This is a genomic window from Brenneria corticis, assembly GCF_003115855.1.
GTDB classification, from domain to species: domain Bacteria; phylum Pseudomonadota; class Gammaproteobacteria; order Enterobacterales; family Enterobacteriaceae; genus Brenneria; species Brenneria corticis.
This window is the reverse complement of the sequence record NZ_KZ819077.1, coordinates 180,592-205,806: the sequence shown is the minus strand read 5'-3', so window position 1 is coordinate 205,806 and position 25,215 is coordinate 180,592. Positions and strand designations below refer to the sequence as shown.

The 25,215-nt window shown below is 61.9% G+C and carries 21 protein-coding genes; 9 read left to right on the top strand and 12 right to left on the bottom strand.

Annotated features, from left to right (window positions below):
• Positions 1–247: 247 nt before the first annotated feature.
• Positions 248–1,978, top strand: coding sequence for a nitrate/nitrite two-component system sensor histidine kinase NarQ (gene narQ / locus DDT56_RS10235; protein WP_136166380.1), 1,731 nt, complete (start codon positions 248–250; stop codon positions 1,976–1,978).
• Positions 1,979–1,980: 2 nt separating this feature from the next.
• Positions 1,981–2,613, top strand: coding sequence for a nitrate/nitrite response regulator protein NarP (gene narP, locus DDT56_RS10230; protein WP_136166341.1), 633 nt, complete (start codon positions 1,981–1,983; stop codon positions 2,611–2,613).
• 15 nt (positions 2,614–2,628) lie between these two features.
• On the opposite strand, the gene DDT56_RS10225 is transcribed toward narP, so the two are convergent.
• The 4 genes from DDT56_RS10225 to DDT56_RS10210 form a co-directional block, all read right to left on the bottom strand.
• Entirely contained in the window at positions 2,629–2,844 is a 216-nt protein-coding gene (locus DDT56_RS10225) for an AbrB/MazE/SpoVT family DNA-binding domain-containing protein (RefSeq protein WP_136166340.1), read from the bottom strand.
• A gap of 164 nt (positions 2,845–3,008) precedes the next feature.
• Positions 3,009–5,390, bottom strand: a complete 2,382-nt coding sequence (locus DDT56_RS10220) for a glycoside hydrolase family 3 N-terminal domain-containing protein (RefSeq protein ID WP_136166339.1) — start codon at positions 5,388–5,390, stop codon at positions 3,009–3,011.
• Positions 5,391–5,429: 39 nt separating this feature from the next.
• Positions 5,430–6,779 carry an MFS transporter gene (locus tag DDT56_RS10215; protein ID WP_136166338.1) on the bottom strand — a complete coding sequence of 450 codons (1,350 nt, stop codon included), beginning with the start codon at positions 6,777–6,779 and terminating at the stop codon, positions 5,430–5,432.
• A 293-nt stretch (positions 6,780–7,072) separates the two neighbouring features.
• Complete coding sequence (locus DDT56_RS10210) at positions 7,073–7,603, bottom strand: methylated-DNA--[protein]-cysteine S-methyltransferase (protein WP_136166337.1); 531 nt, start codon at positions 7,601–7,603, stop codon at positions 7,073–7,075.
• A gap of 289 nt (positions 7,604–7,892) precedes the next feature.
• On the opposite strand from DDT56_RS10210, the gene DDT56_RS10205 reads away from it, so the two are divergent.
• Entirely contained in the window at positions 7,893–8,867 is a 975-nt protein-coding gene (locus DDT56_RS10205; protein WP_136166336.1) for an ABC transporter substrate-binding protein, read from the top strand.
• Positions 8,868–8,940: 73 nt separating this feature from the next.
• Entirely contained in the window at positions 8,941–10,080 is a 1,140-nt protein-coding gene (locus tag DDT56_RS10200; protein WP_136166335.1) for an NAD(P)/FAD-dependent oxidoreductase, read from the top strand.
• Positions 10,081–10,152: 72 nt separating this feature from the next.
• Here DDT56_RS10200 and DDT56_RS10195 read toward each other — a convergent pair whose 3' ends face one another.
• The 7 genes from DDT56_RS10195 to DDT56_RS10165 form a co-directional block, all read right to left on the bottom strand.
• Positions 10,153–10,473, bottom strand: a complete 321-nt coding sequence (locus tag DDT56_RS10195) for a hypothetical protein (protein WP_136166334.1) — start codon at positions 10,471–10,473, stop codon at positions 10,153–10,155.
• Positions 10,466–11,416, bottom strand: coding sequence for an ABC transporter ATP-binding protein (locus tag DDT56_RS10190; RefSeq protein ID WP_136166333.1), 951 nt, complete (start codon positions 11,414–11,416; stop codon positions 10,466–10,468). The genes DDT56_RS10195 and DDT56_RS10190 overlap by 8 nt, the downstream gene beginning before the upstream one ends.
• Positions 11,413–12,483, bottom strand: a complete 1,071-nt coding sequence (locus DDT56_RS10185) for an ABC transporter ATP-binding protein (protein ID WP_136166332.1) — start codon at positions 12,481–12,483, stop codon at positions 11,413–11,415. The genes DDT56_RS10190 and DDT56_RS10185 overlap by 4 nt, the downstream gene beginning before the upstream one ends.
• Before the next feature lie 14 nt (positions 12,484–12,497).
• Positions 12,498–13,544 (bottom strand): ABC transporter permease, encoded by a 1,047-nt coding sequence (locus tag DDT56_RS10180; protein WP_136166331.1) that lies wholly within the window; start codon positions 13,542–13,544, stop codon positions 12,498–12,500.
• Positions 13,541–14,485: an ABC transporter permease gene (locus DDT56_RS10175; RefSeq protein WP_136166330.1), complete on the bottom strand. Its 945-nt coding sequence runs from the start codon at positions 14,483–14,485 to the stop codon at positions 13,541–13,543. The genes DDT56_RS10180 and DDT56_RS10175 overlap by 4 nt, the downstream gene beginning before the upstream one ends.
• Complete coding sequence (locus tag DDT56_RS10170; RefSeq protein ID WP_136166329.1) at positions 14,485–16,530, bottom strand: alpha/beta hydrolase family protein; 2,046 nt, start codon at positions 16,528–16,530, stop codon at positions 14,485–14,487. Before DDT56_RS10170 ends, DDT56_RS10175 begins: the two co-directional genes overlap by 1 nt.
• Before the next feature lie 85 nt (positions 16,531–16,615).
• Positions 16,616–18,241, bottom strand: coding sequence for a peptide ABC transporter substrate-binding protein (locus DDT56_RS10165; RefSeq protein ID WP_136166328.1), 1,626 nt, complete (start codon positions 18,239–18,241; stop codon positions 16,616–16,618).
• Positions 18,242–18,669: 428 nt separating this feature from the next.
• Between DDT56_RS10165 and DDT56_RS10160 the strand changes: the two genes are divergently transcribed.
• From DDT56_RS10160 to DDT56_RS10145, 4 genes are read left to right on the top strand one after another with little or no spacing between them, the layout of a single operon-like run.
• The gene (locus DDT56_RS10160) at positions 18,670–19,224 is read left to right on the top strand and encodes a TetR/AcrR family transcriptional regulator (protein WP_136166327.1); all 555 of its coding nucleotides are present in this window, start codon (positions 18,670–18,672) and stop codon (positions 19,222–19,224) included.
• Entirely contained in the window at positions 19,224–20,867 is a 1,644-nt protein-coding gene (locus DDT56_RS10155) for an MFS transporter (RefSeq protein ID WP_136166326.1), read from the top strand. Before DDT56_RS10160 ends, DDT56_RS10155 begins: the two co-directional genes overlap by 1 nt.
• 11 nt (positions 20,868–20,878) lie before the next feature.
• The gene (locus DDT56_RS10150) at positions 20,879–22,054 is read left to right on the top strand and encodes an HlyD family secretion protein (protein ID WP_136166325.1); all 1,176 of its coding nucleotides are present in this window, start codon (positions 20,879–20,881) and stop codon (positions 22,052–22,054) included.
• Positions 22,051–23,421, top strand: coding sequence for an efflux transporter outer membrane subunit (locus tag DDT56_RS10145; RefSeq protein ID WP_136166324.1), 1,371 nt, complete (start codon positions 22,051–22,053; stop codon positions 23,419–23,421). The genes DDT56_RS10150 and DDT56_RS10145 overlap by 4 nt, the downstream gene beginning before the upstream one ends.
• Before the next feature lie 177 nt (positions 23,422–23,598).
• Here the strand turns inward: DDT56_RS10145 and DDT56_RS10140 are convergent, their stop codons facing one another.
• The gene (locus tag DDT56_RS10140; RefSeq protein WP_136166323.1) at positions 23,599–24,285 is read right to left on the bottom strand and encodes a GntR family transcriptional regulator; all 687 of its coding nucleotides are present in this window, start codon (positions 24,283–24,285) and stop codon (positions 23,599–23,601) included.
• A 241-nt stretch (positions 24,286–24,526) separates the two neighbouring features.
• Here DDT56_RS10140 and DDT56_RS10135 point away from each other — a divergent pair, with 241 nt between their 5' ends.
• Positions 24,527–25,201: an RraA family protein gene (locus tag DDT56_RS10135; protein ID WP_136166322.1), complete on the top strand. Its 675-nt coding sequence runs from the start codon at positions 24,527–24,529 to the stop codon at positions 25,199–25,201.
• Positions 25,202–25,215: the final 14 nt, after the last annotated feature.

Sequence of the window (25,215 nt, the reverse complement as noted above, 5' to 3'; positions counted from 1 at the left end):
TATGAAACCTATTGTTTTTATAGGAGGTACACTATGCTTCCGCCGCGGTAGGCGGTAATCACCCTTTAGAGGTAAATGGCGATGCGGGATCAAGCTTCGGGGAGATTGCCGCAGCGGCCTTTGGCCGACGGTATGAAAATAGCCGGAATAACGGTGGTCGGCGCGTCGGCCGGCAAACACGCTCCCGGCCGTTTTCGCGGGTTCGAGTTTTCACGTTACCCGCATCAGAAGAGAGGTAGTGGCAGTGATGGTAAAGCGCTCGGTTTCTGCCAGTCTGGCTCGCGTATTTTTTTACATCGCCCTGTTATCGCTGCTGACGACCGGCATTGCTCTGTTGACGCTTGCCAGCAGTTTGCGCGATGCGGAAGCGGTCAACATCGCCGGCTCCATGCGTATGCAGAGCTATCGCATGGGGTATGATTTGCAGGGCAACCGGGACGCGTTGCCGCAACACCGGCAGCGCTATGCCGAAACGCTGGACTCCCCGGTATTTCATCTGCTGGATCGCTGGTATGTGCCGGGCGAGGTGCGGGAGCGCTATGCCGCCCTGCAGCTGAACTGGAAAATGATGGATGAGCGGCTGCGCGCGGAAGACGCGGCGTGGTATGGACAGAATATCGTCAGATACGTCACCCAGATCGATCTCTTTGTGCTGGCGTTGCAGCATTATGCCGAACGCAAGATGATGCTGGTGGTGGTGACGTCGATAATCGGATCCATCGCCATATTTACACTGATATTTTTTACGCTGCGGCGTATTCGCCATCAGGTGGTGGTGCCGCTTAACCAGCTGGTGGCGGCCTGCGCATCCATTGAACGGCGGCATTTCACCCGTCTGGTGCTGGATACCACCCTCCCTAATGAGTTGGGATTGCTGGCGCGCACCTTCGGCCGCATGAGCGACGAGTTGCAAAAACTCTATCATTCGCTGGAGGAAAAAGTACGCCAGAAAACGCTGCGCCTGCAGGAAGCCAATCGCATGCTGAAGGTGTTGTATAACTGTTCGCAGGCGCTGAATGTCAGCACCATCGATAAGCACTGTTTCCAGCAGATCCTTCAGGTCGTCCACCGGTATGAAACGGTTAGCTGTCTGGAAATGCGGGTAGGAGAAAACTGGCTGCTGTGCGAAGGCGCGCCGGATGAGAACCTTCCGTGGCAGACGCTGCCCGTCAGCTTACAGGAGGTGGTTTTCGGGCAATTGCGCTGGCAGGCGCCGGAACAGCAGCCGTCGGCGCAGCTGATGCAAAGCGTCGCCAGCATGCTGGGGCGCGGGCTCTATTTTAATCAGGCGCAAAAACACTATCAGCAACTGTTGCTGATGGAGGAGCGCGCCACCATTGCCAGAGAACTGCACGACTCGCTGGCGCAGGTGCTTTCATACCTGAATATTCAGCTGACACTGTTAAAACGCGCCGTGCCGCAGGACAATTCGCGCGCCGGACAGATCATCGCCGACTTTGAACAGGCGCTGAGCGACGCCTATCGCCAACTGCGGGAATTGCTTGCCACCTTCCGCCTGACGCTGCAACAGGCGGATTTGCCCGCCGCGCTACAGGAAATGATCGCGCCGCTGCGCACGCACACCGGCGCCGCTATCCATATTGATTGCCGTATTCCGACTCAGGTGCTGGACGCTTCGCAGCAGGTTCATTTATTGCAGATTATCCGCGAAGCGGTGCTGAACGCGATCAAGCATGCGCAGGCGCAGAATATTTGGGTTGATTGCCGTACGCTGCCCGACGGCAGTCATCAGGTTGAGATCCGCGATGACGGCCGCGGTATCGCCAATCGGGAAGAGCCGGCGGGGCATTACGGGTTGAATATCATGCAGGAGCGTGCCGAACGGCTGGGCGGCGTACTGGCCATCGGGCGTCACTCCGAAGGCGGTACGCTGGTTAGCGTCCATTTTTCGACGTCGACGGCGGAACATCAGCGCGATAGCGTCCGTGTGATAAATAAAAATAATAACTGGAGTTGAGCATGTCGGAAAAATTTTGTTACCGGGTGATGATCGTCGACGATCATCCGCTTATGCGTAGGGGGATCCGCCAACTGCTGGAAATGGATAACGCCTTTGAGGTGGTCGGCGAAGCCAGCAACGGCGTGGAAGCGGTAAGCCTTGCCAGCCGCCTCTCTGCGGACATTATTCTGCTGGATTTGAATATGAAAGGGTTGAGCGGCCTGGACACGCTGCACGCATTGCGCCGCGACGGCATCACCGCGCGGGTGATTGTGCTGACCGTTTCCGATACCGCCAGCGATATCTACGCGCTGGTTGACGCGGGCGCCGATGGGTATCTGCTCAAGGACAGCGCCCCCGAAGCCCTGCTGGACGCCATCCGTAACGGCGATGCGTTCAGCGAACAGGTGCGTGAAGTGTTGCGCAGCCGCGGCTCGCGGCAGCATATGCTTTCGCCGTTTGCGGTATTGACCGAGCGTGAGCTGGACGTGCTGCAGGAGGTGGCGTCGGGGCTATCCAACAAACAGATAGCCGCCGCGCTGTATATCTCGGAAGAGACGGTAAAAGTGCATATCCGCAACCTGCTGCGCAAACTCAACGTACGTTCGCGCGTGGCGGCAACGGTGCTTTTTCTGGAGACGCGCGGTCTGTAGCCGCGAAATGTGCCGCTAAGCTCGAGCCCGACATCGGTCGCGGTATGCGTCCTTGCTGGCGCCTTTGGCGATGCCGTGCAACTGCTCCAGCTCAGGCACCGGCATTACCAGCACGCCTTTGCCCTTGGGGATGAATACGAACTCCTGCCCTGCCTCCCAGCGCTGCTCTTCGCGCACGGACTTGGGAATGGAGATCTGGAACTTGTTGGACAACGTGGCGGTAGCGGTCATTTTCGTACCCTCTCGACATCGAACATGATTCGGTAAGAATATATCATCCTGCCTCAAGGGACTAGTTGCCGATCGCAGGCGAGCTGACGGCGGCGCTCGACAGGGACGGTTAGCCGGGATTAACGGGATTTCACCCCATTGAGCGCGGTCTGTAATCACGCGATTCAAGCCTGTTGCTCAACGTCGCAGTGGCTCACCATGCGCCAGTTTCCGTGCAATACCCGCGTCTCACCGGTTACCGTGACCGTCGCGACGCTGCGAATATCCCCGCTGGAGGCCCCGACCAGAATGTCAAAGTCGCCCGGCTCCACTACGCGCCGGCCGTCTCGACGGGTAAAGTTCAGCATGTCGGTCGGCACGCTGAAGGTGAGACGCGCGCTGGCGCCGACGGCAAGATGCACGCGCTGAAAGGCTTTTAGCTCTTTCACCGGACGAACCATTGACGCGACTTTATCACGCACGTAGAGCTGTACCACCTCGCTGCCCGCCGCCTGGCCGCTATTGGTGACGGTCACGTTCACCCGCACGGCGCCATCCTTTCCGGGCACGCTATGTTTTTCCAACTGTAGCGGGCCGTAATCAAAAGTCGTCCAGCTTTTGCCATAGCCGAACGGATAGCGCGAACCGAAGTGGAACGCAATGGGCGTGCCGCCGCTCTTCAACTTGTGATTGTAATAGTAGGGCATCGCGCCGGCGTTTTTCGGCACCGAGAGTACCAGCCGTCCGGCGGGTTCGGCTTTCCCCGTCAGCACATCGGCAATCGCATTGCCGCCTTCCTGCCCTGGCGCCCAGGCCATCAGCCATGCCGCGACTGAGTCTTCCTGGCCGCCGAGGTTGTACGGGCGCCCGCCGGTCATGACCACAACCACCGGTTTACCCGTCGCGACCAGGGCATCCAGCAGCCGTTGCTGTACGCCGGGAAGGGCGAGGGAGTCCGTATCCGAGCCTTCCCCCACGGTGCCGCTTTGGAATAACCCGGAGAGATCGCCCACGCAAAGCACCACGACGTCGCTCTGACCGGCGATGCGTACCGCCTCCGGGATCAGGCTGGTATCCTGCGAGATGGGGGACTGCTGGAGCGGTTTATCGCCGCTGTCGCCGGGGAAGACCGGCGCGCCCGCCGTGCGTTTTTCGATAATGTGACACCCTTTGGCGTAGCGCACGCGGTCGTTCCCCAACTGCGCCCGCAGCGCTTGCAGCGGCGTGATGACCTGCGTGGTCTGTGCATGGACATCGCTGATAATCAGGTGGATCGGGAAACTGTAACCGCTGAGCAGCGCCAGCGGGTCGTCGGCGGTAGGGCCGATGACCGCCACCGTCGGCCGGCCTTGCAGCGGCAGCGTGCCGTCGTTTTCCAGCAGCGTAATGGATCCCGTCGCCGCCTCGCGCGCCAGTTTTTTGCTTTGGTCGTTTTGCAATATCACCTGATTTTCATCGGCATAGGGTTTTTCAAACAGGCCCAGGCGGAATTTTTCCCGCAGCACGCGGGAAACAATCTCATCGATCTTTTCCATGGCGATCAGGCGGCGGGCGACGGCGTCGGCCAGATAGCGGGCGCAGTCGTCTTTGGGCAGTTCGATGTCTAACCCGGCGTTAAACGCCAGCGCGGCGGACTCGGCGGCGTCGTGGGAAACGCCATGGTGCTCATGAAGCAGGCTTACGCCCGCGTAGTCGGCGACGATCAGACCGTCGAATCCCCACTGTTCCCGCAGCACCGTGGTCAACAGGAAGCGATCCGAATGACCCGGCTGGTTATCGATATCATGATAGGCGGGCATCACTGACCCGGCGTTGGCCAGCTTGACCGCCATTTCAAACGGCAGCAGGAAGGTATCGTTCAGTTCGCAAAAGCCAAGGTGCACCGGGGCATGGTTACGCCCGCCTTCGCTGTAGGAATGCCCTACATAGTGTTTCAGGGTCGCCAGCATATCGCGTTTTTCACCCTGCAGCCCTTTGACGAAATGCGTGGCCATCAGGCCGACCAGCCAGGGATCTTCCCCAAAGGTTTCTTCCGTCCGTCCCCAGCGCACATCGCGCGAGACGTCCAGCACCGGCGCCAGCCCCTGCCGGCAACCCGTGGCGCGCGCCTCTGCGCCGATGGCCTGCGCCACGCGCTCAATCAGCTGCGGATCCCAGGTGGAACCATAGTTGAGCGGCGAGGGAAAAAGCGTCGCGCCCTTGCATAGCAACCCCACCAGACACTCTTCATGGAACAGGGCCGGGATGCCGAGACGCGTCTCCTCCACCAGGGTTTTTTGCAGCCGATTCGCCGCCTTTACCCCTTCCGCGGCGTCGACGATATGCGTGCCCATCGGCCGGGTAATCTGACCGATACCGAATGTTATCCGTTCCGCCAGCGCTTTTTGCTTACTGGTACTGGAAAACTCGTTGTTCGGCTCAGCCCGCTCCCGGTGATTGCCGTCGCTGGATAATATCAGCCACCAGGCGTGGAGCTGGGCGAATTTTTCTTCCGGCGTCATGCGGGCCAGCAGGTCGGCGACCCGTTCGTCGATGGGGCGATTTGCATCCTTATATAGGGCGGTCATGTGCTACTCCTGTGTAAAGAGGGGATCGTTGCCGATGCTTCAAAACGAACGTCTCGCCGCCAGTTCACTGACGATATCCGCGACCCGGCGGCTGCTTAATTTGTAAGCGAACAGCAGCAGCGCCATGGCGAGAAACAGCAGCGAGGGAATCAGGGTAAATAAAATGTTGATGGTAGTCAGTACGCCAGCGGGCTGCGCGGTTTCATTAGGCAGATAATGGGCCAGTCCCAGGCCCCAGCCGACCACCGCGCCGCCCAGCGCCAGTCCGAATTTGATGGCGAATAGCGCGGTGGAAAAGACCAGCCCGTCCAGGCGGCGGCCGGTGCGGTGTTCTTCGTAGTCGACCACATCGGACAGCATGGTCCATTGCAGCGGCGTAGTCAGATTCTGCATAAAATTGAAAATCAGATTCAGCGCGAAAATAAGCCACAGCGCATGGGGAGGAATAAAGAAAATTAACGCCGCCAGCAGCGCAAAACCGACAAGCGTGCACTGATAAGAGCGTACCCGATCGAATTTTCCCAGTAATCGTTCGGAAAATAAGGCGCCAAGCAGCGATGCGATCATGCCGGAAACGATAAAGGCGAACACCAGGTCCGGGCGTAATAATACATATTTGACGTAATATATCGTCGCCGAACCGCGGATCACGCCGGCCACCAATAATAATATATTGAACAGAAATACCAGGCGCCACTGGTCGTTAAGCGCCAGTAATTTTAAATCCCCCCACATGGAGCCCGAGGTGTCATTGTGCGGGGAATAACGCTCTTTGGTCATGGAGAAGCAGCAGAAAAACAGCATTACGCCGAGTAATCCCATCAGGCTCATGGCATAAAAATAGCCCTGCCGCAGGTCGCCTTTGCCCAGCCAATCCACCAGCGGTAACGCGATAACCGTGACCACCAGTCCACCGCTGAACGACAATGCAAAGCGCCAGGACTGAAGCGAATGGCGCTCTCGGGGATCAAGCGTCAGCGCCCCCGGCATCGCGCAATAGGGGACGTTAATGGCCGAGTAAACGATGCTTAACAGGGAATAGGTCACGCAGGCATAGACAATTTTCAGCGTGGGGCCGACGTCCGGAACGTAAAAGGTAATCAGGCAACAGACGCCGAATGGAATCGCGAACCATAATAGCCACGGACGAAAACGGCCGTGTCTGGTCTGCGTGCGATCAACCAGCGCGCCAATACAGGGATCGATAAAGGCATCCATGGTGCGAACGACTAAAAACATGGTGCCCATAATCGCGGCGGGCAGGCCAAATACATCGGTATAGAAATAGGCCAGAAATAGGGCGGCGGTCTGCCAGACCAGGGCGCTGGCCATATCACCCAGACCGTAGCCAATTTTATCCTTGACCGTAAGAACAGAGGCGGTATTCATTATTATTGACCTTATTTATCGGGTGCAAAATAGCGAAAACATCCGCTCTGATAGACGCGGGAGTTATTTTTCCCGCCCAGTATTGGTTATTTTTCCACGCGCAAACAATTGCCTAAACTCCCAGGCAAATTACGTTTTTTTGTTTTTTACGATAAATGTGATGGAGGGCAAATATATGGGGGAAGGTATTAACTGTGCTGTTTCTCTTTGATTAATTACCTAATAATTATTGGATTGGATAATATTATTGCTAATAATTTTGCTTAATATACATTGTGCGCGGAGGGCGATGATTACACGCCCTGGCGGCGCCATTTCCGTTCGTGCTCGAGCAGCCAGCGTTTGCGGTCCAGCCCGCCGCCATAGCCCGTCAGCGATCGGTTGGCGCCGATCACCCGATGGCAGGGCACCACGATACCGACCGGATTGGCGCCGTTGGCCAGCCCGACGGCGCGTACGGCCAGCGGGTTGTTGATGCGCGCGGCCAGCGCGCCGTAACTGACGGTTTCCCCGGCCGGAATGTCGCGCAGATGTCGCCACACCAACCGCTGAAAGGCGGTTCCGCCCGTCGCCACCGGCAGGCCGTCGACGGCGGCGAGGTCCCCGTCGAAATACGCCTGCATGACCTGACGCAACTCGGCGCCGGCCGGCCTCTCCTGCAACAGGGTCTGCACGCCGCGATACTGGCGCCGCAGCAGGGTATGCAGGCGCTCTTCATAATCTTGCCAGTCCAGGGCGCGCAGCTGCCGTTGTTCATCCACGACCATCAGCATTTCGCCCAACGGCGTTGCCATACGTTCCAGGGAAAAGCGTTGCGATTTCATGTTATTCCACTAAAAGATCGGGTCAGCCATACCCGCGGTTAACAGAGGCTCAAAATTATCACAAGGCGCGGGTAGATGCCCAGGATTGCATGCAATAGGGGCAGCGTTTGATTGCCGGGAGGATATCTGGAAAACAGAGAATATCGCTCTCCGCGCTTTATGTGATTTCCGGATTTTCAAATGATTAATTGAGCATGTTTTTTAAGGGGTTATACGCGTAAGGTTTTTCCGCGTAGTCGCAGTATTGATGCTTTATCAGACCGGGGTTTAAGACACAGGAAATAAGCGAATGAAAATAAAAATAGTGATTGCGGCGCTGCTGGCGTTTTTTATGGCAACGGCCGGCGCGGCGCAAAAATTAACCATCGCCGATCAGTATGGCTTGCCTTATTTATTATTTACCATCGCCAAGGAAAAAAAACTTATTGAAAGCCAGGCCAGGGCCGCGGGCGTCGAGGTGGATATCGAATGGCGACAGGTTCCCGGCGGGCCTGAAATCATGGCGGCGATACTGTCGGGCTCCATCGATATCGGCGCCGGCGGCATCTCTCCGGTATTGACGATGTGGGATAAAACCAGCGGACTGGATAATATTCGGGCGATTATCGCGTTGAGCGCGGCGCCGTCGTTTTTGGTAACCAATCGGGCGGACATCAAGACGGTCGAAGACTTTAAGCCCGCCGATCGCATTGCGGTGCCGGGGGTGAAGGTTTCCGGACAGGCGCGTTATTTGCAGATGGCCGCGGCCAGGGCGTTCGGCAAAAATAACTGGCGGCAGCTTGACGATCTGACGGTGTCGATGCCGCATCCCGAGGCCGCCAATGCGCTGATATCCGGGAAAACCGAAATCGTGGCGCATATGTCCAGCGCGCCGTTCCAGAACGAGGAGCTGAATCATCCGTATACGCATATCGTATTCAGTTCCTATGACGTGCTGGGCGCGGGCGCCACTTCCGCCGTCGCCTTTACCTCGGAACGATTCCGTAAGGAAAACCCCGCGGTTTACGCGGCGTTTGTGGCGGCAATCAATCAGGCGGCGGAGTTTGTAAAAAATAATCCGCCGGAAGCGGCGAATATATTCAAGGCGGCGACCAAGTCGCGGCTGAGCACGGATGAGATCCTGAATATCATCAACGATAAAGACTATAACTTTGATACCAGGCCGTCTCACACTTTCGAACTGGCGTCATTCCTGCGCGATATCGGCGCCATAGCCAGGAAGCCGACTTCGGAGCGCGACTACTTCTTCGATCCGGTCCAATAGACCTTGGGAGGCGGCCGGGCGCGCCGTTTTCGCTCCCCGCTTAAGCTGATTTAACCGGTTCAGGAAGATTGCTATGACGGAAGTAAGCGCCCAGGCGCTGGGCGCCAGCGACGTGCTGATTGTGGGCGGCGGGCTGCAAGGGTTGTCCAGCGCCTTACAGCTGGCGCGCCGCGGTTATCGGGTACGGGTGCTTGAGGCCGACTACTGCGGCCGCCATGCTTCCGGGGTTAATGCCGGCGGCGTGCGTACGCTGGGACGCCACGCGGAGGAAATACCGCTGGCGCTGGCGGCGCGCGATCGGTTCTGGCATCACCTGCCGGAGTTTATCGGCGCGGAGTGCGGTTTCGTGGCCAGCGGTCAGATCAAGATCGCTGAAAACGAGGCCGAGTCGTCCGCGGCGCTGGCCCGCATCGCGCGGTTGAACGCACTGGGTTTTACCCACGAACGCTGGGTCGGGCGCGAGGAAGCGCGCGAACTTGTCCCGCGTCTTGCGCCGCACGTCGCGGGCGGCATCTGGAGCGCGGGCGACGGCTATGCCGTGCCGTATAAGGTCGTTACCGCTTTCCGCCGGGCGGCGCAGGCGGCCGGCGCGCATATCCACGAAGCCACCTTGGCCACGCGCATCGAGCGTATGGGCGGCGTCTGGCGGATATATACGCGCGGCGGCTATTATCAGGCTCCCAGCCTGGTGAACGCCGCCGGGGGATGGGCCGACGAGATTGCCCGCCAGACGGGCGATCCCGTGTCGCTGAGCGCCGAGGGTCTGATGCTGATGGTCACCCAGCGCGTGCCGCCCTTTATCCGGCCGGTGCTCGGCGCCATGGGGCGGCCGTTGTCATTCAAGCAGTTCGACAATGGTACGGTGGTGATCGGCGGCGGCCTGCGCGGCAGGGCGGATACCGTCGCGCGGCGCGCCACCGTAGAGACATCCGCCATGAAGCGCAGCGCCCGCACCGTGCTGGAACTGTTTCCCTTCCTGCGCGATGCGGCGATAGTGCGTTGCTGGGCCGGCGTGGAAGCGGTGACGCCGGATCAGCTCCCCGTCATCGGGACGGGCGGGGAAGGCGCCGGCATCGTCCATGCCTTCGGTTTCTCCGGTCACGGCTTTGAATTGAGTCCCATCGTCGGCTGCATTGTGGCCGACCTGATCGAACACGGCCGGACCCCATGGCCTATCGCGCCTTTCGCCATTGACCGTTTCGCCGCCGGCTAACGTGCCGGCGGCGTTTACCCCACGCCGGATAGGGCAAAAGTCAGATGCCTGGATGCAGCCGATGCACCGCGCTCAGACAAGCAGCAGTACGCTGGCGGCCAGCAGCGAGGCGGCAAGGACCAGCGCCTCTTTCAACCACCGCGGCGATTGAGGACGCGGCGGCGGTTCGTCCTTTTCAGGTCGCCGGAACAGCACCGCGCGCAGCCTGCGCAGGATGACCCTGATATCCGGCTGCGCCAGCAGCCAGACGCCGGCGCAGCCCGTCGCCAGCACGAGTCCGATCAGGAAAATCGCGTCGGAGACGCTTTCCCGGCTGAAGGGGCCGTCCGGCAGCACCAGCGCGGCGAGCAGCAGACAGCCGACGGCGCCGTAAAGTACGCTGCGCCTAGACATTCTTCATCCTGCCAAGCGCCGCCTGATATTCCGCGTAGCGGTCTTCCGGGGTGAGGATAAAGTGGTCGTCGCCGAGCTGGCGGATTACGCCATCGGTATCTTGCGGCTGGCGTTGATAGACCAGCCGCCTGCGCGTGCGCTCCGTCAGGGGATCGGCTATCGGCGCGGCGGAGAGCAGGCTGCGCGTGTACGGGTGCACCGGATAACGGTAGATCTCCTCCGTGGCGCCCATCTCGACGATTTTCCCCGCGTACATCACGGCGACCCGATCGCTGATATGACGCACCATCGACAGATCGTGGGCAATAAACAGATAGGTGAGGCTGCGTTCGCGCTGAAGCCGTTTCAGCAGGTTGACGATCTGGGCCTGAATGGAGACATCCAGCGCGGATATCGGTTCGTCGCAGATAAGCAGCCGCGGCTCGACGGCCAGCGCCCTGGCGATGCCGATGCGCTGGCGCTGTCCGCCGGAGAACTCGTGGGGATAACGCTGGGCATGCTCTGGGTTGAGTCCGACGACGGCGAGCAGTTCGCGCACCTTTGCCATCCTCTGCGTCCGCGACGCGGCGAGGCGGTGCACGTCGATGCCCTCGCCGATGATGTCCGCCACCTTGGTCTTCGGGTCGAGCGAGGCGTAGGGATCCTGGAAAATCATCTGCACCTGCTTGCGGAAGCCGAGCCACTGCCGGCGCGTGCTGAGCGTGGCGATATCGGCGCCGTCGAAAACGATCCTGCCGCCGGTGGGGTCATAGAGGCGGATAATGGTTCTGCCGGTGGTGGTTTTGCCGCAGCCGGACTCGCCGACCAGGCTGAAAGTCTCGCCGCGATGGATGTCGAAGGAGACGCCGTCCACCGCCCGCGATTCGTTGCCGCTCCCGGCGTTAAAATAGCGGCGCAGATCCTGGATGGCGAGAAGCGGTTTTTCCGCGTGACGGGCGCTCATTGCCGCTTCTCCCCGGGCGTTGCGCCCTGCGCGCGCAGCTGCTCGAAGATGGCGCGGCGCTTTTGTATCGCCGGCGGCGGTTCTACCCGCGGCGCGCGCGGGTCCAGCAGCCAGGTGGCGGCGAAGTGGGTCGGCGACAGCTGAAACAGCGGCGGCGCCAGATGCCTGTCGATCTCCAGCCCATAGGCGTTGCGCGGCAGAAAGCTGTCTCCCGGCGGCGGATCGGTCAGGTCGGGCGGCGAGCCGGGGATCGCGTAGAGCCCGGCGTCGGGGGCGTGCCGGTCGGGAATCGACTGCAACAGTCCCCAGGTGTACGGGTGGCGGGGATCGTAGAATATCTCCAGCGCGGTGCCGATCTCGACAATCCTGCCGGCGTACATCACCGCGATGCGGTCGGCGACCTTCGCCACCACGCCCAGGTCGTGGGTAATAAAGATAATCGAGGTGTCCGACCGCTGCTGGATGTCCCGCAGCAGGTCGAGGATCTGCGCCTGAATGGTGACGTCGAGGGCGGTGGTCGGCTCGTCGGCGATCACTATTTTCGGCCGGCAGGCGAGAGCGATGGCGATAACGATGCGCTGCCGTTGCCCGCCGGAAAACTGATGCGGATAGTGTCCGAAGCGCTTGCCGCCGTCCGGGATGCCGACCCGTTCGAGCAGGCCGATGGCCCGCTCGCGCGCCTCCCGGGCGCTGACCCGGCGATGCTGGGTGACCGCCTCGACGATCTGGCGTCTGATGGTCATCGTCGGGTTCAGCGACGTCATCGGGTCCTGAAAAATCATGGCGATATCGTTGCCGCGGATCGCGCGCAGCTCTCTGGCGCTCAGGCGGGTGAGGTCGCGCCCGGCGAAGGTGATGGCGCCGCGGGTGATGCGGGCGTTGTTGCCGAGCAGGCGGATCACCGAACGGCAGGTTACCGACTTGCCCGAGCCGGACTCGCCGACGATGGCGAGGGTTTCCCCGCGCCGCAGATCGAACGAGACGCCCCGCACCGCCTGAACCTGGCCGTTGAAGGTGTCGAAAACCACGTGAAGATCGCTTATTGAAAGAATGGGGTCGGTGCTCATACTGATTTTTCCCGCTATATTTTCATTTTCGGATCGAACGCGTCCCGCAGGCCGTCGGCAAGCAGATTAAAACCGATCATCAGCAGACAGATGATCAGCGCCGGATACCACATCAGGTGGGGATAGAACCGGAAGACCTTGTACCCTTCGTTGAGCAGCGTGCCGATCGAGGCGTTCGGCGCCCGCATGCCGATGCCGATAAAGCTGAGAAACGCCTCGAAAAAGATCGCCGTCGGAATGGTGAACATGGTCTGAATAATGATGATGCCGCTCAGGTTCGGCAGAATGTGGCGCAGCATGATCTTCAGCGCCGACGTGCCGAGGGCGCGCGACGCCAGCACAAACTCCTGCTCCTTGATTTTCAGCGTCTGCGCGCGCACCACGCGCGCCATACTTATCCAACTGGTCAAGGCGATGGCGACGATAATGGCCGGCGCGCCGGGCGGAAAGATCAGCAGGGCGAGGATCACCACCACCAGGGTGGGCACGCCGGAGACGATTTCCAGTATCCGCTGCATGGCGGTGTCCGTCGCGCCGCCTTTCCATCCGGATATCAGGCCGTAGGCGACGCCGACGGTCAGGTCGAGCAGCGCCGCCACGCAGGCGATCAGCACCGAGATGCGCGTGCCGAACAGGATGCGCGACAGCAGATCGCGCCCGAAATTATCGGTGCCGAGCAGGTAGTAAACGCCGTCCGCCACCGGCGCCTCGGCGTAGCGGTCCACCCAGACGTCGCCCTCGCGGGCCAATCCGTTGAAGCCGTTGATTTCCACCCACGGTATCTTGGGCGGCAGGAAGGCATGGGGGATATTCTGCGCGTTCGGGTCATGGGGCGAGTACCAGATCGACGCCGCCGAGGTCAGCATGATGAATATAAGTATGAAAAGCGAAATTACCGCTCCCTTGTTGCGCGCAAAACGTTGCCATTCGTCACGCGCCGGGGCGGCGGGAGCGTCGGCATCCGCCGCGCCCTCTCCGGCGGCCGGCGCGTAAGGGCGGAAGTACTCAGCCGGGATATTTGCGCTGTCGATGGCTTGTTGCGGCGTGCGTTTCTCCGTCATGTCCGGCCGCCTCCGCTTACCCTGATGCGCGGGTCGATAAGACTGTACAGAATATCCGTAACCAGAATGACCACCACCAGCATCGTGGAGTAGAGGATCGTCAGCGCCATGATGGTGGCATAGTCGTTGGTCAGGATTGACTTGATGAACTGCTCGCCGATGCCCGGCACCGCGAAAATGTTTTCAATCACCAGCGAGCCGGTCATCAGGCCGACGACCATGGGGCCGAGTATGGCGATCAGCGGGATAAGCGCGTTGCGCAGCCCGTGGCGGGTGGCGATCCGCCATTCGCTCAGCCCTTTGGCGCGCGCCAGTTCGACGTAGTCGCTGTGCAGCGCGTCGATCATCTCGGTGCGCACGAAGCGCGCCGCATCGGCCATCGGGGCGATAGACAGCGCCAGCGTCGGCAGAATGGTCGACAGAAAGCCGTCGCGCCACAGCCCGATCGGCAGCCACTTGAGGTGGATGGCGAATATCAGTTGCAGCAGCACGGCAAAAATAAAGTTCGGCACCGAGCGGCCGACGATGGCCAGGGATGAGGCCAGGGTATCCAGCCAGCTGTTGTGGAACATGGCGGCGAGGGTGCCGAGCAGGATGCCGAGCGTCGAGCCGAGCAGCATCGCCTGTAGCCCCAGCTGCACCGAGGGGCCGATGCGGTTGTGCAGCAGTTTGCTCACCGGCTGGTCGCCGAATTGCAGCGAGATGCCGAAGTCGCCCTGTACCACGCCGCTCATATAGATGGCATAGCGCTGCGCCAGCGGCTTGTCCAGACCGTATTTCTCATTCATCAGCACCCGCTGGCCGGCGGTGAGTTTTTCCTCGTTGTTGTACGGGGAACCCGGCAGCAGGTTCATCAGCAGGAACGTCAGGGAAGAGATCATCAACAGCGTCACTACCATATAAATCAGCCGTCTGGCGAGGAAGCGGAAAATATTATTCATCAGGCGCTTTCCTTCAGGTGAGCGTCGAACCATTCGGTCAGCGTCCGCAGGCGCGCAATCCGATTTTTGGGCCGTCCGTTGCGCGACAGCTCGTGGCTCTCGTTGTTGAACAGGATGAAACGGGTTTCCTGCCCGCCGAGCTTCAGGGCGGTGAAAAGCTGATAGGCCTGCTCGGGCGGACAGCGATAGTCGTGCTCCGAGTGGAGAAAGAGCAGCGGCGTGCGAATGTTCCCGGCATACCTGAGCGGCGACTGCGCCCAGGCCTTTTCCACGTTGGGCAACAGCGGCCGCGCGCCCGTCTGGTCGGGAATAAAGTGATAGCCGATATCCGAGGTGCCGGCCAGCGACACCCAGTTGGAGATGCTGTTTTGCGCGGCGGCGGCCCTGAAGCGGTCGGTATGGCAGACGATCCAGTTGGTCATAAATCCGCCGTACGAACTCCCCGTCACGCCTATCCGCGCCGCGTCGATACCCGGATGGGCTTGCAGCGCCAGGTCGACGAAGCGCAGGATGTCCTGGTAGTCGTCGTCGCCGAACCCGCCTCTGATATCGGCGAACGCGTCGTCTTTGCCGTCGGAACCGCGCGGATTGCAATAGAGAACGTAGTAGCCGTGGTGCGCCCAATACTGCATCTCATGAGAAAACACCGCACCGTAAACGGCGCGCGGGCCTCCGTGGATGGTCAAAATGGCCGGGTATTTTTTTCCTGCCTCACCGTCCGCCGGGGGCAAAACCCAGCCGTCGACGGTTTGCCGCGCGCCGTCCGGCGAACCGCAGGCGAAATTAAGATGCGCGGGGACAACGGCCCGTTCCCCGCGGACGCCGCCGGCGTTGAGATGGGTCAGGCGTACCGTCTGGGGAAGCGCTTCTCCGCCGCTCCTCGCCGTCGCATTCGCATTCGCCGGGGCGACCCCGTCGAGCGCGTAGATTTCCTGCCGCAGCAGATCGCGCAGGCCGATGGCGACCCATCTGTCGTTGAGGCGGGCCAGGGCGTCGATGCTGCCGGCAAAGGTCAGGTGATCTTCCAGGCTACCGTCCGCGCCGAGGGAAAAAAGATGAGACTGATAGCCGCGCACGGCGGGGAAATAGATCCTGCCGTTATATTCCACCTCGCGCGGGACGCCCGACGTCAGGCGGCAGTCGGAGCTGACGGTGTTATGCGTCATAAAGCCGGGTTGCGCCAGTGGGCGCAGTTGCCCGCCGCGCAGGAGAAAGAAGTCGTCGGATTGGCCGTGGCCGTATGCCGCGCGATCCGTCGCGGCGATGATGGCTGCGTCACCGAGGGGATAAATGCGGCGGATATCAAGATTGCCGTGGTAAAGCCGTTCCAGCGCGCCGTCCTTCAGATCGTAGCGCCACAGTGTGTCGCTGATTTTTCTGACGCCGCTGTCCCGCTGCCCGCAGAAATAGACGGCGCGTCCGGCGCGGTCCGCCGCATAGGCCTCGACGATGAAATCCTGCGGGGAGATCGGCGTGGCCGTTCCTTGGCGGCGGTTGAAAAGAAACAGCCGGCGCGTCCGGTTATGCAGAAATCCCCTGCCGTCGGCGTAGAACGGAATCCCCTCGAAACGCGCGTACCCGTTGGCGGACGGCCTCTCTGCGACCGCGTTTTTTTGCGGCGCGCCGTTAAAGAGCTGGTCGAGATCCGATGGCGCGAGCAGGGCGGAGCACAGCAGTTGCCCGTCCGCCAGTACGTTGAACTCTTCGAGCGGTACCGGGAGAGTAACGGCGAGCTCCCGGCCGCCGCCGGACAGGTCCACCCGATAGAGTTCGGTGACGGCGCTTGCGCCGCCGCGTCGCGTCGGCGCGGTAAGATGCGCCAGCAGGTGGGTATCGTCCTCCCAGGCGTAGAGCGGAGAGGCGAGATGGCTTAGTACGCGCCGTTCGGCCGTTCCGTCGAAGAGATGCAGAGCGCTGACGTATCCGTCGCGCCGCCGGTCGGGACGGCGTACGACGAACGCGGCGGCGGTTCCCGACGCGTTGGCGGCCAGGTGGGACAGAAAGCGGTAGGAAAGGAGGGAATCAGGCAATATGGACGATGGCATCGCGGTCTTTCCTGTTGCGGCGCCTTGCAATAAGGGCGCGGCCGTTTTTCCGGCCGCGCCCCGGGCGCTATTCACGTTAGGGCGGTTAATCTTCAAAATAGGCGCGGGTGATATCGATCGGCGTTCCCATGCTGCGGGTGATGACGCCTTTCAATTTAGGATTGATCAGATAGTTCTTCGACCCCTGATAGAGCGGGATGGTGAGCGCCCGGTCAAGCACAAACTTGTTGGCCTGCTGCAGGCTCGCCCAGCGCTGGCCGGGGTCGGTGGCGTCGGTGGTCTTGATTTTATCGATCAGCGTGTCGAAGGCGGCGTCTTTGAACCGGCTGTGATTGTGCTCATAGGTGGAGTAGAAGAGGTTCAGGTAGGTCACCGGATCGAATTCGCCGGTCCAGCCGCCGAGCGCCAGGTCGAATTTGTAGGACATCATCTTGTCGAAGCGAACCTTGGTGGGCACGCTGCTCAGCGATATCGTCAGCCCGTCGAGCGTAGAGGACAGCTGGCTTTGCAGATACTCGCCGGTACGTTTTGCCTCGTCGAAGTCGCTGGTGATCAGTTCGAGCGTGATGGCGTTCCTGCCGAGTTCCTGTTTCGCTTTTTGCCACAGCGCCTTGGCCTGCGCCTTGTCCGTCGGGGCGAGGTCGCCCGCCTCCTGGGCGAAATCGACGCCGCTGGTCGGATTGGCGGCGATGCCCTGGGGAATGGTGCTGGTCAGCGGCAGGGAGCCGTCGGCGAGGATGCTGCCGGTCAACTCTTTACGGTCGATGGCCAGGGAGAGCGCCTTGCGGACATTCTCATTTTGCAGCACCGGGCTGGAGCTGATGCCGAGCTCCAGATTGGAGGCGCGCAGCGTCGGCACCGAAAGGTAAGCGGGATCGCGCCGGTAGTGGCGGATATAGTCGCCGTCGATTTTTGCCGCATCGACGGCGCCTGATTCATACAGATTGATGCCGGTAGAGGTTTCCTTCACCACCTGCACGGTGAGTTCATCCAGTTTAACCGCCGTCTTGTCATGGTAGTTGTCATTTTTCACATAGCGCCACGTCAGGCCGAGGCCGTCCCAGTCGGTGAGCACGAACGGCCCGTTGCTCAGCGTGTTCTCGCTGCTGGTGCCGTAGGCGGCGCCCTTGGCGGTAACGAAGGCTTCGTTCTGCGGGAAAAGGTTCGCGGAAGAGGCCAGCGCGGCGAGGAAATAGGGGTTGGGGTACTCAAGCGTGACTTGCAGTTCGGTGTCGGAAAGCGCCGCGATGCCCAGCGTGGCGGGATCTGCTTCGCCGCTGTTGATCGCCTTGGCGTTCTTGATGTTGTAGAAGGTGCTGGCGTTCTGGGCCGCGGTGGCCGGCGTGAGCAGTCGCCGCCAGGCAAAGACGAAATCCCTGGCGGTGAGCGGGTCGCCGTTGGACCACTTCAGGCCGTCTTTCAACCGGATGGTGTAGACGGTGCCGTCGTCGCTGATTTGCGGTTCTCCGACGGCGAGCGCCGGGATAATGGCGTTATCCTGGCCGAGTTTGTACAGCCCTTCGCCGAACAGCTCAATCTGCGAGACGCTTAGGGTATCGTATGACCTGACGGAGTCGGCGGTCGGCAGTTCGGCCTCAATCACCCAGTTGAGCGCCTGCCTGGCAGGGGCGGCTTGCGATCCCGCCGCCCAGAGCGCCGATCCCAGCAGAAGCAGCAGATAAGTGAGAATACGTTTGGGCGTAATAGTCATGTCGTCCTCCAACGGAGTTTATAATATTCGGTGTATGCCCCTGGTATGACCTATATCAGCCAGTAAGTTTTTATTTCTTGGCTATAAGTTGATGATGGCGTTATTAATTAAATCGGCGTTGCCGGACAGGACGGCATAATACTTATCCGTTGTGATAATCTGAGGGTAATTTATCTGCAATGAGCTGATTATCAACGATTTTTAATTCCTTGTCATTATGACTGCATTGTCGCAGTCGATAATAATGCAGTCAAATGTCATTATTGGCATAGTAAATGTGAAACATGGCAATTAAGGGAACGAAATATTATTGAGTCGACCGTTTTCTCTCTATTACCGGCGATCGGGCGGCATCATTCTTTATTTGACAAGCGGACAAAATTGTCCGTATAACGTAGGCAGATATCCCGTTTATTTATGGAAAGCTGATGATTCACATCAAAAAAAACCGCAGTGACGCCGTACGGCACCGGGCGATACTGCTGGACGCCGCGGCGCGCGTCTTCGCCAGGCAAGGCGCGCATGTGCCTCTGGATGCGGTGGTCGCGGCGGCGGGCATGGGGCGGGCCACGCTTTACCGGCATTTTCCCGATCGGACCGCGCTGCTGCTTGCCCTGTTCGATCGCGATATCGCCCCGGTATTAAATGCCGGCAAGGGCGTGCCGCCCGGCGAGGTTTTGCTGGCCATGCTTACCGAAATAGGGCGGGTGACGCATCGGGAGCCGTCGCTCGAAGCGGCGTGGCGGGCGATAGAGCCCAGCCACCCCGGCATGCAGGCACGGCGGCGCGATTTGCTGGCGCGCTTTGAAAAGCCCCTGGCGGACGCCATCGCGGCCGGCAAGGTTCGAGCCGACCTGACCCTTGACGATGTGGTCAGCGTCGGTCGTATGATCGCGTCCGCCACCCGCCTGGCGCAGGATGACGCCGCCGCCGGCGCACGTATCCTCGACCTGGCGCTCAACGGCGTCCGGAGTCGCGACTGATGGGACAGCGACGCCTGGGCGACGTTATCGGCGAGATCCCCGACTGGAAGCCGCATGAGCGTCCGGCCATCCCCGGCACGCCGTCGACCCCCGACCTGCCGCCCCGCACCCGTTTCTACTATGGACTGGCCGCGCTGCTGCTGGGACTGACAGGCGGCTTCGGCACCGCGCTGGTGGGCGTCAACCTGAGCGCCATGCAGGGCGAACTGGGCCTCGAACCGGTACAGGGCACCTGGCTGAGCTGCATCTACGTGATGTTCAACGTCTCGATGAACCTGCTGCTGATCAAGTATCGGCAGCAGTTCGGGCTGACCTCGTTCACCAAGGTATTTATGCTGATCTACGCGGTCGCCGCGGTGGGACACCTGCTTAGCGACACCTACGCCGGCGCGCTGGCGATGCGCGCGGTCAGCGGCGTGGCCGGCGCCGCGCTCGGCGCATTGGCGGTGATGTATATGGCGCAGGCGCTGCCGGCGCGTTTTCGCCTGCAGACCATCATTCTCGGCATCGGCGCCTCGCAGCTGGCGATGCCGCTGGCCTGGATCATCTCGCCCTCGCTGCTGGACTACGGCAGCTGGCAGAGCCTGTATGCGCTGGAGGCGGGGTTCGCCGTGGCCTCGCTGGCGGCGGTCTACGCCTTTCCGCTGCCGCCCGGCATCCGCGTACATGCGTTCGAGCGCAAGGACTTTATCAGCTTCGCGCTGCTGGCGCCGGGGTTCGCGCTGTTGGTGGCGGTAGTCGCGCAGGGCCGCAACCACTGGTGGTTCGACACCGCCTGGCTGGGGTGGGCGCTGGCCGCGGCGGTCGCGCTGCTGGGCGCGGGGCTGGCCTTCGAGCATCGCCGCAAGAACCCGCTGCTCGACACCCACTGGCTGTTCAGCCTGGGCTTTATGAATTTCGCTTTCTCGATGCTGCTGGTACGCATGCTGCTGAGCGAGCAGCCGTTTGGCTCCACCGGCCTGCTGATGACGCTGGGCTTCGGCGCCGAACAGATGCGCGAACTTTACGGGGTGGTATTGGTCGCCACCCTCGCCGGCGTGTTGGTCAGTGCGTTCAGCCTGCTGATCTCCACCAAGCTTATCATGGCCCAACTGCTGCTTTCGCTGGCGCTGATCGCGGTCGGTGCCTTTATGGACGCGCACGCCACCGCGGCGACTCACCCGATCAACCTTTACTTCAGCCAGGCCCTGCTGAGTTTCTCCGGCGCGATGTTTATGGGCGCGGCCGTGATCATCGGCATCGGACATTTGATGGCGCGGGGCCTGCAATCGGTCGTCACCTTCGCGGTGATGTTCGGCGTCACCCAGATCCTGGGCGGCCAGCTCGGCGCGGCTATCCTGTCGACGTTCCAGGCCGTACGCGTGCAGCATCACCTGTCCTACCTTTCCGAAGGCGTCGCGATCGCGGATGCGCAGTCCGCCGCGGCGGTGCAGGAGTACGGCGGCCTTGCCGGAGTGGCGCAGTTGGCCAACCAGCAGGCCGGCATTCTGGCGTTCAACGATGTGTTCCTGCTGATCGGCTCCTTTGCCGTGTTGCAACTGCTGATTAACGTCGCCGACATGATCTGGCAGGCCGTCAAGCGCAGGAACGCCCCACAACCCCAACCCGCCGGCGACAACGCCGCTGCGGCCGCCCCAATCTGACGGATGACCCTATGAGCGAAAACAGCAAGTCCCGACAACCGACGACCGACGACGCGAGTTCATCGCCAGTCCGGCAGCCAGAAGATAAGGGGCTGCCGGGGAGCGGGGAGCAGGACTCTAAGCCCTCGGAACAGAAGCGCCCTCCCAGCCGGCGCCTGGCCGTCGCCATCGGCGTTCTGTCCGTTATCGCCGTGCTGCTGGTCCTGTTCGCCTGGCGGCTCCCGCCGTTCTCGTCGCCGTTTGAGCGCACTGAAAACGCCTATGTGCGCGGCCAGGTGACGACGATATCGCCGCAGGTCAACGGTTATGTGGCCGACGTGCTGGTCGGCGATTTTCAGAACGTCGATGCGGGCCAGGCGCTGTTTCGCATCGACGACCGCATCTACCGCCAGCGGCTGGAGCAGGCTCGCGCCAGCCTCGCGTCGAGCGAGGCCGACCTCGCCAACTCGACGCAGGCGCAGGCGTCCAGCCGCGCCACGGTTGGCTCGCGCGAGGCCGAGCTGGCCTCCGCCCGCGCCCAGCGGGTCCGCGCCGAGGCCGATATGGCGCGCGTGGCCGAACTGGCGGCCGATGGCTCCTTGTCCATCCGCGAACGCGACGAGGCCGAAGCCGCCCTGCGCGCGGCGCGGGCCACGGTCAAACAGGCCGAGGCGGCGCTTGAGGTGGCGCGTCAGGATGTGCGCTCCGTGGAGGTTTCGCGACTGGGGCTGGAGGCGGCGGTGGCGTCCGCCCGGGCCGCGGTCCGGCTGGCCGAGATCGACCTGGACAACACCGTTATCACCGCGCCTGAAGCCGGCCAACTGGGGCAGGTGGGTACGCGGCGCGGCCAGTATGTGAGCGCCGGAACCCAGCTGGTATCGCTGGTGCCGCCGCGACTGTGGATCATCGCCAACTTCAAGGAGCGCCAGGCCGGCCTTATGCAGGAGGGACAAAGCGCGATCGTGACCGTGGATGCGCTGGACGATCGCCGCTTTACCGGCCGCTTGCAGCATATCTCGCCCGCTACCGGCTCGGAGTTCGCGCTGCTGCCCGCCCAGAACGCCACCGGCAACTTTACCAAGGTGGCTCAGCGCCTTCCGGTGCGCATCGTGCTGGACGCCGATCAGGAGGGATTGCGGCAACTGCGTCCCGGCATGTCGGTGGTGGCGCGCGTAGACACCAGCAACAGCGGGCGGGAGAAACAATGATGCGTCGTCCGCTCTCCATCGGCGCGCTGGCGCTGCTTCTGTCCGCCTGCGCCACGTCGCCGTCGTCGCAAAAGGATACCCTGTCCGCCGCGCCGGCGGCCTGGCGGGCGGACGCCCCGCCAGGGGATGTGGTGCAGGCCGGCTGGTGGCGCGCCTTCGGCGATCCGCGACTGACGGCGGCGGTCGAGCGCGCCCTGGCCGGCAATACCGATCTCGCCGTCGCCGAGGCGCGCATTCGCGAGGCGGAAGCGCTGGCCGCCCAGGCGCGCTCGGCGCTGCTGCCGTCGCTGACCGGTTCCCTCTCCGCGCAGGACGCCCGCAGTCTGAGTGCGGCGACCGGTCGCGCCTCCACAAGCACCACCGTCCAGCCCCAATTGCAGGCCGCCTATGAGGTCGATCTGTGGGGCCGCGTCCGGGCTTCCGACAACGCCGCGCGCGCCGCGCTGCAGGCCAGCCGTTACGGACGAGATGCCGCCGCGCTGTCGGTTGCCGCCGCGACGGCGCGGGCCTATGTCCAGCTGGCGTCGCTCGACGCCCAGTCGGCGGTCGCCCGCGACACGCTGGCTTCGCGTAACGAATCCCTGCGCGTCGCAACGCAACGCGCGAAAGCCGGCTATACCTCACGGCTGGAACTGGCCCAGGCCGAGGTCGAGCAGCGCGCCGCCGCCCGGCGCATCCCGGAGCTGGAGCTGGCAGTGCGGCAGCAGGAGAACGCGCTGCGGCTGTTGACCGGTGAACTGCCGGGCGCGGTCGAACGAAGCCGTTTCGATACGTTGGTGGTGCCCACGCCAGCGCCCGGTCTGCCGTCCGGCCTGCTGGCGCGCCGTCCCGATATCGCCCAGAGCGAAGCGGAACTGCTGTCCGCCGATGCCACTTTCGCCTCCGAGCGCGCGGCCCTGCTGCCGCAGGTAAACCTGACGGCGTCGATCGGCCGGTTATTCGTCGAGCATATCGATCCGGTTACGGTCTGGAATATGGGCGGCAGCCTGCTGGCGCCGCTGTTTGACGGCGGGCGCCTGGCGGCCCGGGCCGATGCGGCGGAGGCCCGGCGCGACCAGGCCGCCTGGGCCTATCGCGCCGTGGTGCTGAACGCCTTTGCGGAGACGGAGAATGCGCTGGAAGGCGTCGTCCGCCTGCAGAGCCAGTCGACCGAGGCCACCGCCCAGCGAGCCGCGGTCGCGGAGGCGCTTAAGCACGCCCGCAACCGCTATCGGGCGGGCTACGCCTCCTATCTTGAAGAGCTGGATGCCCAGCGCGGGCTGTTCAACTCGGAAGTGGAGCTGATCCAACTGCGCCAAAGCCGCCTGCTCAACGCCGTGACGCTGTACCAGGCGCTTGGCGGCGGCTGGTCCGCGCCCGCGGGGTGATGGCCGGGAAGCGGGGGGAGATGAAATATGCTTTTCCCCCCTCATTCCCGTCGCCCGAATCCGCTGCGGTTATCTCCGCGGTAAATCTTCTGTTGATCCCGTACGCTATGACAAGGCGGCTCCCGGCCATCTGGTGCTCAGCGCGTCTGCCGCGGCGACTCGGCGTTCGCGGGACGACTAATCCGGCGCGTCAGGGGCTTCCTGCCGCTGGGATTTGAGGCGATTCCCGGTGGTGCGGATATGGTCTTCCATCAGGCTGCGCGCCAGCGCGCCTTTGCGTTGCGCAATGGCGCGGGCGATCGCCAGATGATCCTGCACGCTGTTTTCCAGCTCTTTGGGCGTGTAGTAGAAGAATGCGCCAATCACCCGCGGCACATCGATCAGGCTGGCGACGAAATGCGCCAGACGCGGGGAGCTGGCCGCCTGCACCACCAACTGATGGAAACGGCGATTAACCTCTTCCAGATCGGTGAGGAAATCATCGGGGCGCTGACGCACCAAAGCCGCCATGCGCTCATTGAGCCGGTCCAACTGCCGCAGGTGCTCCTCCTGACGGCGTTCCGCCGCCAGCGCCGCGGCGTGGGATTCCAGATGGGCGCGCAAATCGAAGATTTCGTCGTTGTCGCCATCCGTCCAGGGCGCCACCACCACGCCGCAATTAGGCACCGATTGAATCAGACCGTCCTGCCGCAGGCGCTGAAACGCCGCCCGAATCGGGGTGCGGCTGATGCCCAGCTCTTCAGAAAGGGCCATTTCTTTCAGCCGCGTCCCCGGCGCATATTCGCCGAGGGTGATTCGTTTGCGCAACAGCGCGTAGACATCTTCTTTGGAACCGCGCGCATTGATGGAGGTTAGCCTGGGCATCTGGAGGCATCTTTCGCAGTCGTTGAAGAATCAGGCATATCGTCTCATTGGTTAAAGAATGGAAATGTTCGAAATATTGTTTCATTTTTGTTCTTTTATAAGCAAAGGTCAAGCCGTTAATCATGCCGCAACATAAGCAAATTTATCGCTAAACAAACCACAAAAAAACGGTTCTAAAAAAACAATAAAAAAACAATACTCCTCACTCCGGCGATATTTTAAACAAAAGGATCCCGACGTCATGAGTACAGAACCAGTAGGTCTTCGTATCAATACCGACTTTGAGCGCGTGTCCGCCGCGCTGGCCGGTGCGGCGCGCGACATCCCCGTGGCGGTGATCGGCGATGTGTCGCAGCGGCTTTTCAGTTTTCCCGGCGGCTTCCACAACTATTCAGGCCAGGCGCTGAAATTTGCCGGCCCGGCCTTTACGGTCAAGGTGCGCCCCGGCGACAACCTGTTTCTGCACAAGGCGCTGGACGTCGCCCAGCCCGGCGACATTGTGATTTGCGACGCCGGCGGCGCGCTGCAGAATGCCATTCTCGGCGAGATGATGGGGCGCTATGCGGCCTCGCGCGGCATTGCGGGCATTATCATCGACGGCGCGATCCGCGATCGGGCGGGTCTGACCAAGCTGCCCATCCCGGTCTACGCCCGCGGCGTAACCCCCAACGGACCGTGGAAATCCGGCCCCGGCGAAATCGGCCATCCCATTGCGGCAGGGGGCGTCTCCGTGGCGCCGGGCGACCTGATCGTCGGTGATGAGGACGGCGTGATCGTGCTGCCGCGCGTCGCCGCGCCGGACATTATCGCCAGGGCGCAGGCGCATGCCGCCGTGGAAGCGCAATGGGCGCGTCAGATCGGCGAAAAAAACTGGCCGCGCGGCTGGGTGGACGATGCCATCGCCCAGGCGGGGTGATGGTTGCGGCATAC

Coding starts and splice junctions, on each gene's coding strand:
- narQ (WP_136166380.1), top strand. CDS start 248: ATGGTAAAGCGCTCGGTTTCTGCCAGTCTGGCTCGCGTATTTTTTTAC.
- narP (WP_136166341.1), top strand. CDS start 1,981: ATGTCGGAAAAATTTTGTTACCGGGTGATGATCGTCGACGATCATCCG.
- DDT56_RS10225 (WP_136166340.1), bottom strand. CDS start 2,844: ATGACCGCTACCGCCACGTTGTCCAACAAGTTCCAGATCTCCATTCCC.
- DDT56_RS10220 (WP_136166339.1), bottom strand. CDS start 5,390: ATGACCGCCCTATATAAGGATGCAAATCGCCCCATCGACGAACGGGTC.
- DDT56_RS10215 (WP_136166338.1), bottom strand. CDS start 6,779: ATGAATACCGCCTCTGTTCTTACGGTCAAGGATAAAATTGGCTACGGT.
- DDT56_RS10210 (WP_136166337.1), bottom strand. CDS start 7,603: ATGAAATCGCAACGCTTTTCCCTGGAACGTATGGCAACGCCGTTGGGC.
- DDT56_RS10205 (WP_136166336.1), top strand. CDS start 7,893: ATGAAAATAAAAATAGTGATTGCGGCGCTGCTGGCGTTTTTTATGGCA.
- DDT56_RS10200 (WP_136166335.1), top strand. CDS start 8,941: ATGACGGAAGTAAGCGCCCAGGCGCTGGGCGCCAGCGACGTGCTGATT.
- DDT56_RS10195 (WP_136166334.1), bottom strand. CDS start 10,473: ATGTCTAGGCGCAGCGTACTTTACGGCGCCGTCGGCTGTCTGCTGCTC.
- DDT56_RS10190 (WP_136166333.1), bottom strand. CDS start 11,416: ATGAGCGCCCGTCACGCGGAAAAACCGCTTCTCGCCATCCAGGATCTG.
- DDT56_RS10185 (WP_136166332.1), bottom strand. CDS start 12,483: ATGAGCACCGACCCCATTCTTTCAATAAGCGATCTTCACGTGGTTTTC.
- DDT56_RS10180 (WP_136166331.1), bottom strand. CDS start 13,544: ATGACGGAGAAACGCACGCCGCAACAAGCCATCGACAGCGCAAATATC.
- DDT56_RS10175 (WP_136166330.1), bottom strand. CDS start 14,485: ATGAATAATATTTTCCGCTTCCTCGCCAGACGGCTGATTTATATGGTA.
- DDT56_RS10170 (WP_136166329.1), bottom strand. CDS start 16,530: ATGCCATCGTCCATATTGCCTGATTCCCTCCTTTCCTACCGCTTTCTG.
- DDT56_RS10165 (WP_136166328.1), bottom strand. CDS start 18,241: ATGACTATTACGCCCAAACGTATTCTCACTTATCTGCTGCTTCTGCTG.
- DDT56_RS10160 (WP_136166327.1), top strand. CDS start 18,670: ATGATTCACATCAAAAAAAACCGCAGTGACGCCGTACGGCACCGGGCG.
- DDT56_RS10155 (WP_136166326.1), top strand. CDS start 19,224: ATGGGACAGCGACGCCTGGGCGACGTTATCGGCGAGATCCCCGACTGG.
- DDT56_RS10150 (WP_136166325.1), top strand. CDS start 20,879: ATGAGCGAAAACAGCAAGTCCCGACAACCGACGACCGACGACGCGAGT.
- DDT56_RS10145 (WP_136166324.1), top strand. CDS start 22,051: ATGATGCGTCGTCCGCTCTCCATCGGCGCGCTGGCGCTGCTTCTGTCC.
- DDT56_RS10140 (WP_136166323.1), bottom strand. CDS start 24,285: ATGCCCAGGCTAACCTCCATCAATGCGCGCGGTTCCAAAGAAGATGTC.
- DDT56_RS10135 (WP_136166322.1), top strand. CDS start 24,527: ATGAGTACAGAACCAGTAGGTCTTCGTATCAATACCGACTTTGAGCGC.